This is a genomic window from Pseudomonas sp. RT6P73, from assembly GCF_054897715.1.
This window is the reverse complement of sequence record NZ_JBUBUV010000002.1, coordinates 3,798,582-3,811,732: the sequence shown is the minus strand read 5'-3', so window position 1 is coordinate 3,811,732 and position 13,151 is coordinate 3,798,582. Positions and strand designations below refer to the sequence as shown.

The window sequence follows — 13,151 nt, the reverse complement described above, 5'->3', positions numbered from 1 at the left end:
ACGCGGACTGACTGCATCTATATAGGACGGATGAGGATCGGAAATCCCGAAGCGGCATATGAAAGTAAATGTTTCGCGTTCCCGCCAACCCATAACCCCTGTAGGAGTGAGCCTGCTCGCGATAGCGGTGTGTCAGTCACGTTGATGTTGGCTGAACCACCGCTATCGCGAGCAGGCTCACTCCTACAGGGGATTTGTATGCACGTGGGGCAGCGGGTGTACCGATCCAACACGAACCATGGTTCACGGGATCACTGTCCGGCCATTGATGGCGATGGCCCACTCCCTAAGATGGAGCTCAGACGCCTTTCACCCGCGAGCCTGAGCGAGCCCCTCCATGACGCCAGCAAGAACCCTCTATGACAAACACATCGATTCCCACACGGTGTGTCGCCTCGATGACCAGGGCCACGTCCTGTTGTACATCGATCGCCAGGTCATCAACGAATACACCAGCCCCCAGGCATTCAGCGGATTACGCGAGGCCAAGCGCGGGGTCTGGCGTGCCGGAACCGCGTTGGCGGTGGTCGATCACGTCAACCCCACCGCCCCGGTGCGCGTTGCCGCGATGCCGGACCCCGGTGGCGCGCGGCAAGTGTCGTACCTGGCGGAAAACTGTCGGGACTTCGGTATCGAGTTGCTCGACATCCTCAATAAACGGCAAGGCATCGAACACGTTATTGCGCCGGAGCAGGGCTTCATTCTGCCGGGCATGGTGATCGCCGCTGGCGACAGCCACACCACCACCTATGGCGCCCTCGGTGCGTTCGGTTTCGGCATCGGCACTTCGGAAATCGAGCACCTGCTGGCGTCCCAGACCCTGGTCTACAAACGCCTGAAAAGCATGCGCGTGACGGTGGATGGCGAGTTGGCGCCGAGGCTGACGTCCAAAGACGTGATCATGGCGCTGATCGGCCAGATCGGCGCGTCGGGCGCTACCGGGTACGCCATCGAGTTTTGCGGTTCGACCATCGATGCCTTGAGTGTCGAAGCGCGCATGACCATCTGCAATATGGCCGTCGAGGCCGGGGCGCGAGGCGCATTCATGGCCCCGGACGAGAAAGTCTTCGCCTACCTCAAGGGCAAACCCCGCGCACCCAAAGGCGAGTTGTGGGAGCAAGCGGTCGAGAAATGGCGCGCCTTGCACAGCGACGCGGACGCGCATTTCGACCGTGAAGTTCGGGTGGACGCCAGCACCCTGGAACCGATGGTGACGTGGGGCACCAGCCCGGACCAGGCCTCCCCAATCGGCGCGTGCGTGCCAGACCCGCAAGACATCAGCGACCTGATCCTGCGTCAGGACATGCGCCGTGCCCTGAATTACATGGGCCTCGAAGCGGGTATGCCGCTCAGCGACATCGTCATCAGCCACGCCTTTATCGGCTCCTGCACCAACGCGCGCATCGAGGACCTGCGCGATGCCGCCAGCGTGGTGCGGGGCAAACACGTCGCCGGGCACGTGCGGGCGATGATCGTGCCGGGCTCCACCGAAGTGCGAAATCAGGCTGAAGCCGAAGGCCTGGCGGCGATCTTTATCGAGGCCGGGTTCGAGTGGCGGCAGTCCGGCTGCTCGATGTGCCTGGCGATGAACGACGACGTGTTGGCGCCGGGCGACCGCTGCGCCTCCAGCACCAACCGCAATTTCGAAGGCCGTCAGGGCGCGGGCGCACGCACGCACCTGATGAGCCCGGCCATGGTCGCCGCCGCGGCGATCACCGGCCGCTTGACCGACATCCGTCACTTTGGAGACCGCGCATGAGCTTGCAACCCTTTACTCAGGTCACCGGCAAGGCCGCACCGATGCTCGCGGCCAATATCGACACCGACGTGATCATGCCCAAGCAGTTTCTCAAGGGCATCGACCGCGCTGGGCTGGATCGTGGTTTGTTTTTTGACCTGCGGTTCTTGCCGGATGGGTCGCTTAATCCTGAGTTTGTGCTGAACAAACCGGCATGGCAGGGCGCAAGTTTCATGGTGGTCGGGCCGAACTTTGGCTGCGGGTCGAGCCGCGAGCATGCGGTGTGGGGCTTGAAGCAGATGGGGATTCGGGCGCTGATCGGCAGTAGCTTTGCCGGGATTTTCTATGACAACTGCCAGCGCAATGGGGTGTTGCTGATTACTCTCGATGAGGCGGTGCTACAGCGGCTTGGGCAAGTGTTCAGTGAGCCGGACAGCGCGCTGATCAATGTTGATCTGGAAGCTCAAGAGATTCGGCTCTACGACGGTCGTTTCATCCCGTTCGAGATCGACACCTTGCGCAAAACCGCTTTGCTCCTCGGCCTCGACGCCATCGGCAGCACCCTGCAGCGCAGCGAGCAAATCAAAACCTTCGAACGCAATCACCTAGCCGCCAACCCTTGGCTGAGCTGAAATCGCCTTCGCGGGCAAGCCTCGCTCCTACAGGATCACCGCTGACCCTGTAGGAGCGAGGCTTGCCCGCGAAGGGGCCCGCCCTGACACAACCAATCAAACCGACAACCCTTTGAAATGCTCCTGCAAAAACTCCACACACGCCCGCAGCTTCCCCGAATACGCCAGCCGCGTCGGGTACACCGCCCAGACGTTGGCGCTCTGGGTGTATTCGGGCAGCAACTGCACCAGTCGCCCTTGTTCCAGCAACGGCTTCACATCCCACAACGAGCGCAGCAACACCCCGCGCCCATCCAGGGCCCACTGCAGGACAATCTCCCCGCTGTTGGACGACAACGGCCCACTGACCCGCACGCTCTCCAGAATGCCATCGCGTTCCAGGTTCCAGACGCCGAACGCGTTGTCGCGCTCCTTGAGCACCAGGCAGTCGTGTTGCTCCAGATCGCTCAGCAGTTTCGGCGTGCCCCGGCGTTGCAGATAGGCCGGGGCCGCGCACAGCACCCGCCGATTACTCACCAACTGCCGGCCAATGTGCTGGCCGGGAATGTCATCGCCGACACGGATCTCCAGATCAAAGCCTTCACTGACGATGTCCACCACCCGATCGAACAGGTCGAGGCGAATCTCCAGGTCCGGGTAGCGCTCGGCCAATAACGAGAGGGCCGGCGCCACATGAATGCGGCCGAAGCCGAAACTCGTGCACAAATGCAGGCGCCCGCGAGGGCTGTCGTGGGCGTCGGAGAGTTCGTCGTGCAGTTGCTGGAAGTCATCGAGAATGCGCAGCGCCCAGCGCTGGACCCGTTCACCGTCCTCGGTCAGGGCGATGCGGCGACTGGTGCGATGGAGCAGACGGGTGCCGAGGGTGGTTTCGAGAATCTGGATGCGCTTGCTGACATAGGCGGGCGACAGGCCCAGCTCATCGGCAGCGGCGGCAAAACCGCTCTTGCGGATCACGGTGAGGAGTACACGCAGGTCTTCGGGTAGGGGCACGGTGTCTTTCTTGGTGGTCATGGCAGAACGAACACTGGCGGCATTAGCCGCCAGCATAGCAGCGAGACGCAGCGATCAGCGCAGGAAACCCAGCACTTCGGCGAGCAGCAGTTCGGGGGCTTCTTCGGCGATGTAATGGCCGGCGGGCAGGGCTTTGCCACGGACGTCGGTGGCGACGTGTTGCCATTCCTTGAGCGGCGCGAAACAGCGCCCGACCGTCCCTTCGGCGCCCCACAGGACCAGCAACGGCAGGTGCAGATAATGACCGGCCTTGATATCGGCGCGGTCATGTTCCAGATCGATGCTGGCGCTGGCGCGGTAGTCCTCGCAGATGCCGCGTGCGGTGCCCGGCAGTTTCAGGCAGCGCAGGTATTCGCCGAAGGCCTCGGGCGTGAACGGTTTGAGCCCGGCGCTGCGACTGCCCATCACGCTGCGCAGATAGGCTTCGGGGTCGGCTTCGATCAGGGTTTCCGGCAGCGGTGCCGGACGGATCAAGAAGAACCAGTGCCAATAGGCGCGGGCAAAGGCTTCGTTGGTTTGCGCATACATCGACAGGGTCGGGGCGATGTCCAGCAGCACCATGCGTTGCACGGTATCGGGGTGATCCAGTGCCAAACGATGGGCCACGCGAGCACCACGGTCGTGGGCCAGTACCGAGAACTGTTCGAACCCCAGGGACTTCATCAGCTCGACGGAGTCGCGCGCCATTTCACGTTTGGAGTAGTGGGTATGGTGATCATTGGCCGGTGGTTTGCCGCTGTCACCGTAACCGCGCAAGTCGGCGGCGACCACGGTGAAATGCTCGGCCAGTTGTTCGGCGACCTTGTGCCAGATGACGTGGGTCTGCGGGTGACCGTGCAGCAACAGCAGGCCCGGCCCGCTGCCGCCGATGCGGTAGGCAATGTCCACACCGTTGACGTGGCGCTGGTCTTTCAGGAATCCGGCGAACATGGGGCGAGTCCTTGTTGTAGTTGCCTGCATCCTGAAAGTGTTGCGCGCCGGGGACAAGATGCGAAGCGTGGTGCGCTTGTTCATGAAGTGTGTGCGGTGCCTGTCAGGGCCTCTTCGCGGGCAAGCCCGCTCCCACAGGGTTTTGTGTCGTTCGCAAATATCAGGAACAACACAAAACCTGTGGGAGCGGGCTTGCCCGCGAAGAGGCCCGCTCAGACACCGAAGGACTCAACCCTGCTGAAACATCTCCTTCGCCCGCTGCTCAATCTGTTCCTGAGTCAAATCCTCCTTGCGCGTAGCCAGAAACCACAAATGCCCATAGGGATCTTTCAGCGTCCCCGAGCGGTCGCCATAAAACTGATCCTTGACCTCGGACACCACCGTGCCGCCCGCTGCAATCGCCTGTTTATAAGACTTGTCCACATCATTCACATACAGGTGTAGCCCCACGGAGGGCGACGTGTCGGGATTGCTCAACGGCCCCTGATCGCAAGGCGTACCCAGCATGATCGGGCAATCGCCGATGCGCAGTTCGGCGTGGCCAATGCTGCCATCAGGCATCGACAGGCGCATGACTTCGGTGGCGCCAAAGGCTTTCTTGTAGAACTCGATGGCTTCGGCCGCTTTCTGAATGCCCAGATAGGGTGTGATGCTGTGATAACCCTCTGGAATGGGTTTGACGCTCATGGCGGTGCTCCCTTGTTGTTGTGAGTTGAAGGTGTTCCTTCGCCGATTTCCGGTCGGATAACTATAGGTCAGCGCCTTTTGCCCAACCGAGTGCCCGACGAGCAGCAGCGCCACTGTTCAGCCATCAACCGCGCAGGGTACTAAGCTTCTGTTGACCATGAGGACGCCTTCCCGGGCAAGCCACGCTCCCACAGGTTTTGTGTCGTTTATAAAAATTGCGAACAACACAAAAACCTGTGGGAGCGTGGCTTGCCCGCGAAGGCCGCACCGCTATTTCGGATCTGTCCCCGATTCAAGCAGCTGCGCTCCCGACCCCTGTTCCCCCAGCACATCGCCAAAATTACGCAACGGACACGCCTCCATCGACAAACACCCACACCCGATGCAGCCATTGAGCCGATCGCGCAGCAGCACGAGCTGGTTGATCCGCTCATCCAGATCCCGACTCCACTGCGCCGACAACACCTTCCAGTCCGTCGCCGTCGGCGCGCGGTTATCCGGCAAGGCTTTCAGCGCCTCACCGATCTCCGCCAACGGAATCCCCAACCGCTGTGCCACTTTGATCAACGCCACCCGCCGCAACACTTCCCGTGGATAGCGGCGCTGGTTGCCCTGATTGCGATTGCTTTTGATCAACCCCTTGGATTCATAAAAGTGCAGCGCCGTGACCGCCACGCCGCTGCGCGCTGCCAATTGGCCGACGGTGAGTTCCTTGTGCAGATGTTCCGAGGTGATCATTTAAAAATGCCTCTTGACCTCTAGTTAACTTGAGGTTTTACCCTGCAGGCCTTCGGATCGCAAGGTCCGGCTTTCACGTCAGTGGGGATTCTTCATGCAAGCGCCAGAGAAAAATCGCAGCTTCACCCAATTGATCGAATTCGAGATCGAACCCCATCAGCAGCCCGCGTTGGTGTCGGCATTATCAACGCAGACTGAACGTCTGGCCCAAGGCTATAGCGGGTTCTTGAGTGCGAGCATCCAGGCCAGCGACGACGGCCGGCGGGTGCTCAATTACCTGCAATGGCAAACTCGCGAGGCGGGGGAGGCCGCGTTTCAGAGCTTTGAAAGCGGCGAGCAGGATTTCTGGCAGCTGATTCGCGCCCATCAGGCGAAGACCGTGACGTTCGGCTCGTTCCAGGTGCTGCACAGTCTGGAACGCAGCCACGACGATGCGCTGCACTGCAATCTGGTGCATCAGGGGTAAGCGCTTAGATCGACAACTGCATCAAGCGCTCACCCTGAACGTTTTCCGTGGGCCGGCGTTTGTTCACTGCCAGTTCGCCGATCTTGATCAGCCGCGTGCGCGTGACGTTGCGGCTCAAGCCCAGCAGGGCGGCGGTGTGCACCTGGTTGTAATGGCTGAAGCGATAAGCCGCTCGCAACAAGGCGTCTTCGACTTTCTCGTGGAGCGCACCGGCCTGTTCTTCGAAGAGCTTTTGAAAGGCCCGGTCGAGCAAGGCTTCCGGTGAGTCGTCGACGTTGCTGTGGTGATCGTCCTGACGCTCGATACGCATGTTCGACAAACGCAGGTCATCGCGTTCGATCACGCCGTTGCGGCAGATCAGCAGGGTGTGGTGAATCACGTTTTCCAGTTCACGGATGTTGCCCGGCCAGCTGTAGCTGCGCAGTTTCAGTTCAGCCTCTTTGCTGATGGTGATGGTGCCGTAACCCAGGCGCTGGCTGTAGGCTTCGACGAAATGTCGGGTCAGCGGCAGGATGTCGCCGGGACGGTCGCGCAGCGGGCTCAGTTCCAGGCTGACCACGTCGAGGCGGTAGTACAAGTCCTCGCGAAAATGCCCGGCGTTGATGGCTTTTTCCAGTTGCACGTTGGTCGCCGCCAGCACCCGCACGTCGATGGGAATGCTCTTGCGCGAACCGAGGCGCACCACTTCACGCTCTTGCAGCACGCGCAGCAACTTGACTTGAATCGCCATCGGCAAATCGCCGATCTCGTCAAGGAACAACGTGCCGCCATCGGCCTCTTCGAACCAGCCGGCCTTGGCGCTCAAGGCGCCGGTAAAAGCCCCTTTTTCGTGGCCGAACAACTCGGCCTCGACCAGGGATTCGGAGAACGCGCCGCAGTTCACCGCCACGAACGGTCGGTTGCGCCGGGCGCTGAGGTTATGGATATGTCGGGCCACCAGCTCCTTGCCGGTGCCGGTTTCACCGATGATCAGCACGCTGGCTTCACTCGGCGCGACTTGTTGAATGTGGGCGAGCAAGGCCTGGGATTTAGGGTCTTCGAACACCTGCGCGGTCGCGCGGATCGAAGTGGCCAGAGCGGGCGAGGGCGGTAAGGTCAGCAGTTGCATCAGGCAGGCTCCCTGAATAGAAGGCTATGAATAGAAAGTCGGGATCGGCAGGGACTGGTTCAGCGCCCAGTCACCCAGTTCATGGAGTTTGTAATCCATCGGGTCGTGCAGGGTCTGCGTGCGCAGGTTGCGCCAGTGTCGGTCCAGTCGCAGGGAGGCATGGGTCGAGCGCGCTCCGGTGACTTCAAACAAACGACTACAGATTTCCAGGCCATTGCGTGTTGAGGCGACTTTGGCGGTGGCGATGGCGGTGGCGAGCTGTCCGCGTTCTTCGGCGCTGAGATTCGGGCCTTTGGCCCACGCCTTGTCGAGCAACTCGGCGGCACGTTCCACCAGCAGTCGAACGCCTTCGAGGGCGACCCAGAATTCGCCGTAATGGCCGAGTACATACGGATCCTGACGTACATCCTGCGCGCTGGATTTGTGCCACGGACGGGTTTCGGTGAGCGTGTAATGCCGCGCTTCTTCGAAAGCACCTTCGGCAATGCCGAGGAACATGTGGGTAAAGGTCAGTTGGGCAATCAACGGCCGCAGGCAGGCAAACGGTGTGCTCAGCGGACCCGGATCGAGCAGAAGTTCCGATTCCTCGACTCGTACTCGCTCGAACGTCGCGCTGCCGCTGTCGGTCTGGCGCTGGCCCATGTTGTTCCAGTCATTGTGCAGGGTGATGCCGCTGCGACCGCTGGGGATGGCGGCGATCAACAATTTGCCGCCGGCACTTTCGTCAACGGCCGAGGCGATCAGCATTTCCGAGTCGCTGGCACCGGAGCAGAAACTTTTCTTGCCGGAAAACTCGCGCCAGCCACCGAGGTTTTTCACCACGGTGCGGGTGTCCAGCGGGTTGAGGGCGTTGCCCCAGAACCAGTTCTTGCGCGCGGTTTGTTCAAACCACGGTTGCCACTGCTCGGGCTTGGCGAACAGGCGCACGGTGGCGAGCATCAGGTGATGGAAGCCGAAGACATGGGCGATCGAACTGTCGACCTTGGCGAACTCGCGCACGATGCCCAGGGTGTCACTCCAACTGGCGCCGAGGCCGCCGTACTGGACAGGAATGCTTAACGCGAGCAGACCGCTGTGGCGCAGCGCGTCACGTTCGGCCTTGGGCGTACCGCCGCGCTCGTCGCGCTCGACGGCGGTCAGGGCAAACCCGGCGGCCAATTGGCGGGCGGTCTGCAACGGGGATAACAGTGCGCTTTGCGGCTTGGCAGTCACGCGGGGTTCCTCATAAAAATCGACACAAAACCTCTGTAGGAGCGAGGCTTGCCCGCGAAGAGGCCATCACATTCAACAGAAATGTCGACTGTCAGAACGCCTTCGCGGGCAAGCCTCGCTCCTACAAGGGGCGGGTCAGGCCGTGGCTTTGGTGGGCAGTACGTCATTGGCGATCATTTCGCCAAACGGCCCGGTGAGGTTGGTGACACCGCGTCCCGCGAGACTCGCGTACGGCTCGGGCAGCAACGGGAACACCAGCTCGGCAAAGCGATAAGCCTCTTCGAGGTGCGGGTAGCCAGAGAAGATGAAACTCTCGATGCCCAGGTCCGCGTACTCCTTGATCCGCGCCGCCACTTGCTGCGGATCACCGACCAACGCCGTCCCGGCACCGCCGCGCACCAGACCGACACCGGCCCAGAGGTTGGGCGAGATTTCCAGGTTGTCGCGGCGCCCGTCATGCAACGCGGCCATGCGTCGCTGGCCTTCGGAGTCGAAACGCGAGAACGATTTCTGCGCCGCGGCGATGGTCTCGTCACTGATGTGCTCGATCAGCTTGTCCGCCGCTTTCCAGGCCTCCTCGGCCGTCTCACGAACGATCACATGCAAACGAATCCCGAACTTCACCGTGCGACCGTTTCGCGCCGCACGCTCACGCACATCAGCGAGTTTTTCCGCGACGGCGGCCGGCGGTTCGCCCCAGGTCAGGTAAACATCAACCTGCTCTGCTGCGAGTTCATGGGCAGCTTCGGAGGATCCGCCGAAGTACAGCGGCGGATACGGTTTCTGCACCGGCGGATACAGCGCCTTGGCGTTCTGCACTTGCAGGTGTTTGCCTTCAAAATCCACCGATTCGCCTTGCAGCACGCGGCGCCAGATCTTCAGGAATTCGTCGGTGACTTCATAGCGTTCGCTGTGATCGAGGAAGATGCCGTCACCGCGGTTTTCATCCGGATCACCGCCGGTTACCACGTTAATCAGCAAACGGCCATTGGACAGTCGATCCAGCGTGGCGGCCATGCGTGCCGAGACCGTCGGCGAGATGATCCCGGGGCGGATCGCCACCAGGTAACGCAAGCGTTCGGTCAACGGCACCAACGCCGAGGCAATCACCCATGAATCCTCGCAGGAGCGCCCGGTAGGAATCAGTACGCCGTGATAACCGAGGCTGTCAGCGGCTTGCGCCACTTGTTTGAGGTAGTTGAGGGTCACCGGGCGCGCGCCTTGCGTGGTGCCCAGGTAATGGCCGTCGCCATGGGTCGGCAGGAACCAGAAAACATCCATGAAGAAATCCTTAAGCGATTTTCAGCAGATTTTTGGGGTGCACGCCAAACAGCGGCGCAGCGCGTTCTGCAGCAAGACGAATGCGGGCCTTCAAGGGCTCACTGGTTATTTGGTAATTGGAAAAATCGGCTTCGGTGGCGTAGACGCCAATCGGCAAGGTCAGGGCCTGGAAGAAACTGAACAGCGGCCGCAACTGATGATCGAGCACCAGCGCATGCCGTTCGCTGCCACCGGTGGCAGCCAGCAATACCGGCGTGTCGATCAGCCCATTGAGGTCGATCAGGTCGAACAGATGCTTGAGCAGGCCTGGGTAGGAGCCGCGATAAACCGGCGCGGCGACGATCAGCAGGTCGGCGTTCTCGATGGCTTGCAGCTCGGCTTCGATCTCGGCGCTCAATTCCTGGCGGGACAGTGCGGCGCCCAGTGGCCGGGCGATGTCGCCCAACTCGATCAGCTTGCTCTCGATCGGCAGTTGCTCGGCCAACTCGGCCAATAGCGCTTGGGTCAGCACCAGGGTGCGAGACGGACGCCAGGTACCGCCGGAGAGGGCAACGACTTTCAATGGACGCGACATGATCAGTTCCTTTTTAAACAGTTGCTCAGCGAGCAGTGAAGAGTCACTGACTTGAGCAAGAGCTGTACCAATCCATACAGGCCCCGTTTTACGGGGCTTGCAGCGCATCGGCCAGTTAACGCTGTGCGATTTGGAGTGCTGTTTGTTGAATGACTGTTGCCTGGCAAACAGTTGCGTGAGCAACAGTGCGTGGAGGCGATGGAGCTGTTATAGAGGCTCTCTGTTATTCCGTAAAAGACCATAAATTAATATTTATAGATCATTTGGAGATATAAATGACGCAGGCCGAACGTTATTAGCCAAATTCGATAGCCACTATCGAGAGCGTTGATTTCTGCCCATTGAAGGGCGCGAGTAGCCTGTGTTCATTGCCCCGAACCCAGATACCAGGACGCCACAGATGAAACCTCTACTCGCCACTTTCTTGCTGCTTGCGGTCTCCGTTCTCGCCGGATGTGCCAGCCATGTTTCGCCTGAACTGCGGCCATACACCGCTGAAGAAAGTCGCGAACTGGCGTTGGAAGCCTTGAATCGTCGTGGTTTGTCCTTCGACGAGTACCATGCGAAAAAAGCCGAATTGCTCGGCCAGCCGCAAAAGTCGTTCAGTTTCGACAAACAAGGCGAGATGAACGCCGAACGTGCTGTACAGCTCCACGGTCGTCCAAGCTGATCGCAAACTGTACCGTTCGAAGTTTCACGTAACTGTCCATGGGTTTCCCCCGGGGCGTGCGATAGGGTCAACACCTGACTGACCCTGATTGGACTGCCGCTCATGCTCTCGCTCGATCTGCTGCTGGGCTTCGCCCTGTTTGCCCTCGTCACCTCGATTACCCCCGGCCCCAACAACACCATGTTGCTGGCATCGGGTGTGAACTTCGGCTTTCACCGCACCATCCCGCACATGCTGGGCATTACTTGCGGCTTCTTCGTGCTCGTCGTGGCGGTCGGTTTCGGCCTGGGCGCCGTGTTTCAAACTTATCCATTGCTCTACACGGTGCTGCGTTACGTCGGCGCGGCGTACTTGCTGTACCTGGCGTGGAAAATCGCCCATTCAGGTCCCGTCTCCGAGAGTGAAAAGGGCGACAGCAAACCGATAACCTATCTGGGTGCGGCGGCGTTTCAGTGGGTCAATCCGAAGGCCTGGATCATGGCCATCGGTGCCATCAGTACCTACACGCCGATGCAGGGCTACTTCACCAATGTGATCGTGATTGCCGCGGTGTTTGCCGTGATCAACCTGCCGAGCGTCGGCGTCTGGGCTGGTTGCGGCACGTTGTTGCGCAATGTGTTGAAGGATCGTCGCTGGTTGCGACTGTTCAACTGGGGCATGGCCTTGCTGTTGGTGGCTTCGCTGTATCCGTTGTTGCTCGAGAGCTTTAGCTGACACATCGCTTCAACCGGTTGGCCGATGCCTGTTAAGCTCGACTTCAGGAGCGTTCCTACGCACTTTTAAATGAAGTTGTTCTTCTTTAACGGCCTCCGATCAGGTATTTCTAACGCTCTGAACGATCGGCGCAGCTCACGAGGCTGCGCTTTGATGTTTCAGTGACGAGCCTCCTGATCCCGGAACATGCTCTGCGAGTTTTCTATGAATAAACGTCCTCTGTATTTTGACTATGCCGCCACCACGCCGGTGGATGAGCGGGTCATCAAGGTCATGGTCGAGTGTCTGGGTTTCAACGGAAACTTTGGCAACCCGGCGTCCAGCTCCCATGCCTTCGGCCAACAGGCCCGGCAAACGGTCGAGCAGGCGCGGCGTCAGGTCGCCGAGCTGGTCGGCGCCCAGGCGGAACAGATCGTCTGGACCTCCGGCGCGACCGAATCGAACAACCTTGCCCTCAAGGGCGTGGCCCAGGCCCGCGGGGTGTCCGGTGGCCACATCATCACCAGCCAGATCGAACATAAAGCCATCCTCGACACGGCGAAGCAATTGCAGGACGCCGGCGTTGCCGTGACGTATCTGGTGCCTGACGCCGAGGGGCTGATTACTCCGCAAGCGGTCAGCGAGGCGATGCGTGAGGACACCTTTCTGGTGTCGCTGATGCAGGTCAACAACGAACTGGGCACGGTCAATGACATCTCGGCCATCGGCCAGATCGTGCGTGATCGTGATGCGTTGTTCCATGTCGACGCGGCCCAGGGCGCGGGCAAAGTCGCGATCGATCTTGCTGTATTGCCTGTGGACCTGATGTCGTTTTCGGCACACAAGATTTACGGCCCCAAAGGCATCGGCGCCCTGTACGTCGGCCCGCGTGCGCAGCAGCGTTTGCAGGCGCAGATTCACGGTGGCGGTCACGAGGGTGGTTTGCGCTCCGGGACCCTGGCGACTCATCAGATCGCCGCCATGGGCGTGGCCTTCGCCTTGGCGGCGGCCGCGTTCGAGGAAGAAAAAGCCACGATCGTGCGGTTGCGCGAACGCTTGCTCGAGCAACTGCTGAGCATCCCCGGCGTTCGGCTCAATGGCAGCCCGACCCAGCGCATTCCCCATACCTTGAGCCTGACCTTCAACGAAGGCGAGTTCAATTCCGCGGCGTTGAGCAGCTCGATCGCGTTTTCCGCGACCTCGGCCTGTAACTCCGCCAGCAATGCGCCTTCCCATGTGCTGCTGGCCCTGGGGCATGACGCCCGCTCGGCGAGTCGCACCATCCGCTTGAGTCTCGGCCGGTTCACCACCGAGCAGGACATCGACCAAGCGGTGCAACTGATCAAAGCAGCCTGCGCCAGTGCCCCGGCATTCTGGCAATAAGGCCTGACAGTGCCGGCGTTGATCGGCA

At 60.7% G+C, this 13,151-nt stretch carries 14 protein-coding genes; 6 read left to right on the top strand and 8 right to left on the bottom strand.

Features of this window, described 5'->3' with window-relative positions:
- The first annotated feature begins 337 nt into the window (after positions 1-337).
- Both leuC and leuD read left to right on the top strand, forming a co-directional pair.
- Positions 338-1,759: a 3-isopropylmalate dehydratase large subunit gene (leuC, locus tag ACYZT6_RS17875; RefSeq protein ID WP_462028031.1), complete on the top strand. Its 1,422-nt coding sequence runs from the start codon at positions 338-340 to the stop codon at positions 1,757-1,759.
- Complete coding sequence (gene leuD, locus ACYZT6_RS17870; protein WP_462028030.1) at positions 1,756-2,370, top strand: 3-isopropylmalate dehydratase small subunit; 615 nt, start codon at positions 1,756-1,758, stop codon at positions 2,368-2,370. The genes leuC and leuD overlap by 4 nt, the downstream gene beginning before the upstream one ends.
- Before the next feature lie 96 nt (positions 2,371-2,466).
- On the opposite strand, the gene ACYZT6_RS17865 is transcribed toward leuD, so the two are convergent.
- From ACYZT6_RS17865 to soxR, 4 genes are all read right to left on the bottom strand, one after another.
- On the bottom strand, positions 2,467-3,417 hold the full coding sequence (locus ACYZT6_RS17865) for a LysR substrate-binding domain-containing protein (RefSeq protein ID WP_462028029.1): 951 nt from the start codon (positions 3,415-3,417) through the stop codon (positions 2,467-2,469).
- 18 nt (positions 3,418-3,435) lie between these two features.
- On the bottom strand, positions 3,436-4,311 hold the full coding sequence (locus ACYZT6_RS17860) for an alpha/beta fold hydrolase (RefSeq protein WP_462028028.1): 876 nt from the start codon (positions 4,309-4,311) through the stop codon (positions 3,436-3,438).
- Between the two features lie 228 nt (positions 4,312-4,539).
- Complete coding sequence (locus ACYZT6_RS17855; RefSeq protein ID WP_461953861.1) at positions 4,540-4,998, bottom strand: VOC family protein; 459 nt, start codon at positions 4,996-4,998, stop codon at positions 4,540-4,542.
- A gap of 270 nt (positions 4,999-5,268) precedes the next feature.
- The gene (soxR, locus tag ACYZT6_RS17850) at positions 5,269-5,736 is read right to left on the bottom strand and encodes a redox-sensitive transcriptional activator SoxR (protein ID WP_462028027.1); all 468 of its coding nucleotides are present in this window, start codon (positions 5,734-5,736) and stop codon (positions 5,269-5,271) included.
- A 94-nt stretch (positions 5,737-5,830) separates the two neighbouring features.
- On the opposite strand from soxR, the gene ACYZT6_RS17845 reads away from it, so the two are divergent.
- Positions 5,831-6,202, top strand: a complete 372-nt coding sequence (locus ACYZT6_RS17845; RefSeq protein WP_462028026.1) for an antibiotic biosynthesis monooxygenase — start codon at positions 5,831-5,833, stop codon at positions 6,200-6,202.
- A 4-nt stretch (positions 6,203-6,206) separates the two neighbouring features.
- On the opposite strand, the gene ACYZT6_RS17840 is transcribed toward ACYZT6_RS17845, so the two are convergent.
- The 4 genes from ACYZT6_RS17840 to msuE all read right to left on the bottom strand — a co-directional run bounded on the left by ACYZT6_RS17840 (position 6,207) and on the right by msuE (position 10,377).
- Positions 6,207-7,310 (bottom strand): sigma-54 interaction domain-containing protein, encoded by a 1,104-nt coding sequence (locus tag ACYZT6_RS17840; protein ID WP_131060111.1) that lies wholly within the window; start codon positions 7,308-7,310, stop codon positions 6,207-6,209.
- 24 nt (positions 7,311-7,334) lie between these two features.
- Positions 7,335-8,522, bottom strand: a complete 1,188-nt coding sequence (locus ACYZT6_RS17835; RefSeq protein WP_462028025.1) for an acyl-CoA dehydrogenase family protein — start codon at positions 8,520-8,522, stop codon at positions 7,335-7,337.
- 135 nt (positions 8,523-8,657) lie between these two features.
- Complete coding sequence (gene ssuD, locus ACYZT6_RS17830; RefSeq protein ID WP_033059220.1) at positions 8,658-9,803, bottom strand: FMNH2-dependent alkanesulfonate monooxygenase; 1,146 nt, start codon at positions 9,801-9,803, stop codon at positions 8,658-8,660.
- A gap of 10 nt (positions 9,804-9,813) precedes the next feature.
- Positions 9,814-10,377, bottom strand: coding sequence for an FMN reductase (msuE, locus tag ACYZT6_RS17825; RefSeq protein WP_462028024.1), 564 nt, complete (start codon positions 10,375-10,377; stop codon positions 9,814-9,816).
- A gap of 400 nt (positions 10,378-10,777) precedes the next feature.
- On the opposite strand from msuE, the gene ACYZT6_RS17820 reads away from it, so the two are divergent.
- From ACYZT6_RS17820 to ACYZT6_RS17810, 3 genes are all read left to right on the top strand, one after another.
- Positions 10,778-11,047: a hypothetical protein gene (locus ACYZT6_RS17820; protein WP_462028023.1), complete on the top strand. Its 270-nt coding sequence runs from the start codon at positions 10,778-10,780 to the stop codon at positions 11,045-11,047.
- Between the two features lie 102 nt (positions 11,048-11,149).
- Positions 11,150-11,761 (top strand): LysE family translocator, encoded by a 612-nt coding sequence (locus ACYZT6_RS17815; protein ID WP_462028022.1) that lies wholly within the window; start codon positions 11,150-11,152, stop codon positions 11,759-11,761.
- A gap of 204 nt (positions 11,762-11,965) precedes the next feature.
- A complete protein-coding gene (locus ACYZT6_RS17810) occupies positions 11,966-13,123 on the top strand; it encodes an aminotransferase class V-fold PLP-dependent enzyme (protein WP_462028021.1) in 1,158 nt (385 codons plus the stop codon).
- The last annotated feature ends 28 nt before the right edge of the window (positions 13,124-13,151 follow it).

Coding starts and splice junctions, on each gene's coding strand:
- leuC (WP_462028031.1), top strand. CDS start 338: ATGACGCCAGCAAGAACCCTCTATGACAAACACATCGATTCCCACACG.
- leuD (WP_462028030.1), top strand. CDS start 1,756: ATGAGCTTGCAACCCTTTACTCAGGTCACCGGCAAGGCCGCACCGATG.
- ACYZT6_RS17865 (WP_462028029.1), bottom strand. CDS start 3,417: ATGCTGGCGGCTAATGCCGCCAGTGTTCGTTCTGCCATGACCACCAAG.
- ACYZT6_RS17860 (WP_462028028.1), bottom strand. CDS start 4,311: ATGTTCGCCGGATTCCTGAAAGACCAGCGCCACGTCAACGGTGTGGAC.
- ACYZT6_RS17855 (WP_461953861.1), bottom strand. CDS start 4,998: ATGAGCGTCAAACCCATTCCAGAGGGTTATCACAGCATCACACCCTAT.
- soxR (WP_462028027.1), bottom strand. CDS start 5,736: ATGATCACCTCGGAACATCTGCACAAGGAACTCACCGTCGGCCAATTG.
- ACYZT6_RS17845 (WP_462028026.1), top strand. CDS start 5,831: ATGCAAGCGCCAGAGAAAAATCGCAGCTTCACCCAATTGATCGAATTC.
- ACYZT6_RS17840 (WP_131060111.1), bottom strand. CDS start 7,310: ATGCAACTGCTGACCTTACCGCCCTCGCCCGCTCTGGCCACTTCGATC.
- ssuD (WP_033059220.1), bottom strand. CDS start 9,803: ATGGATGTTTTCTGGTTCCTGCCGACCCATGGCGACGGCCATTACCTG.
- msuE (WP_462028024.1), bottom strand. CDS start 10,377: ATGTCGCGTCCATTGAAAGTCGTTGCCCTCTCCGGCGGTACCTGGCGT.
- ACYZT6_RS17820 (WP_462028023.1), top strand. CDS start 10,778: ATGAAACCTCTACTCGCCACTTTCTTGCTGCTTGCGGTCTCCGTTCTC.
- ACYZT6_RS17815 (WP_462028022.1), top strand. CDS start 11,150: ATGCTCTCGCTCGATCTGCTGCTGGGCTTCGCCCTGTTTGCCCTCGTC.
- ACYZT6_RS17810 (WP_462028021.1), top strand. CDS start 11,966: ATGAATAAACGTCCTCTGTATTTTGACTATGCCGCCACCACGCCGGTG.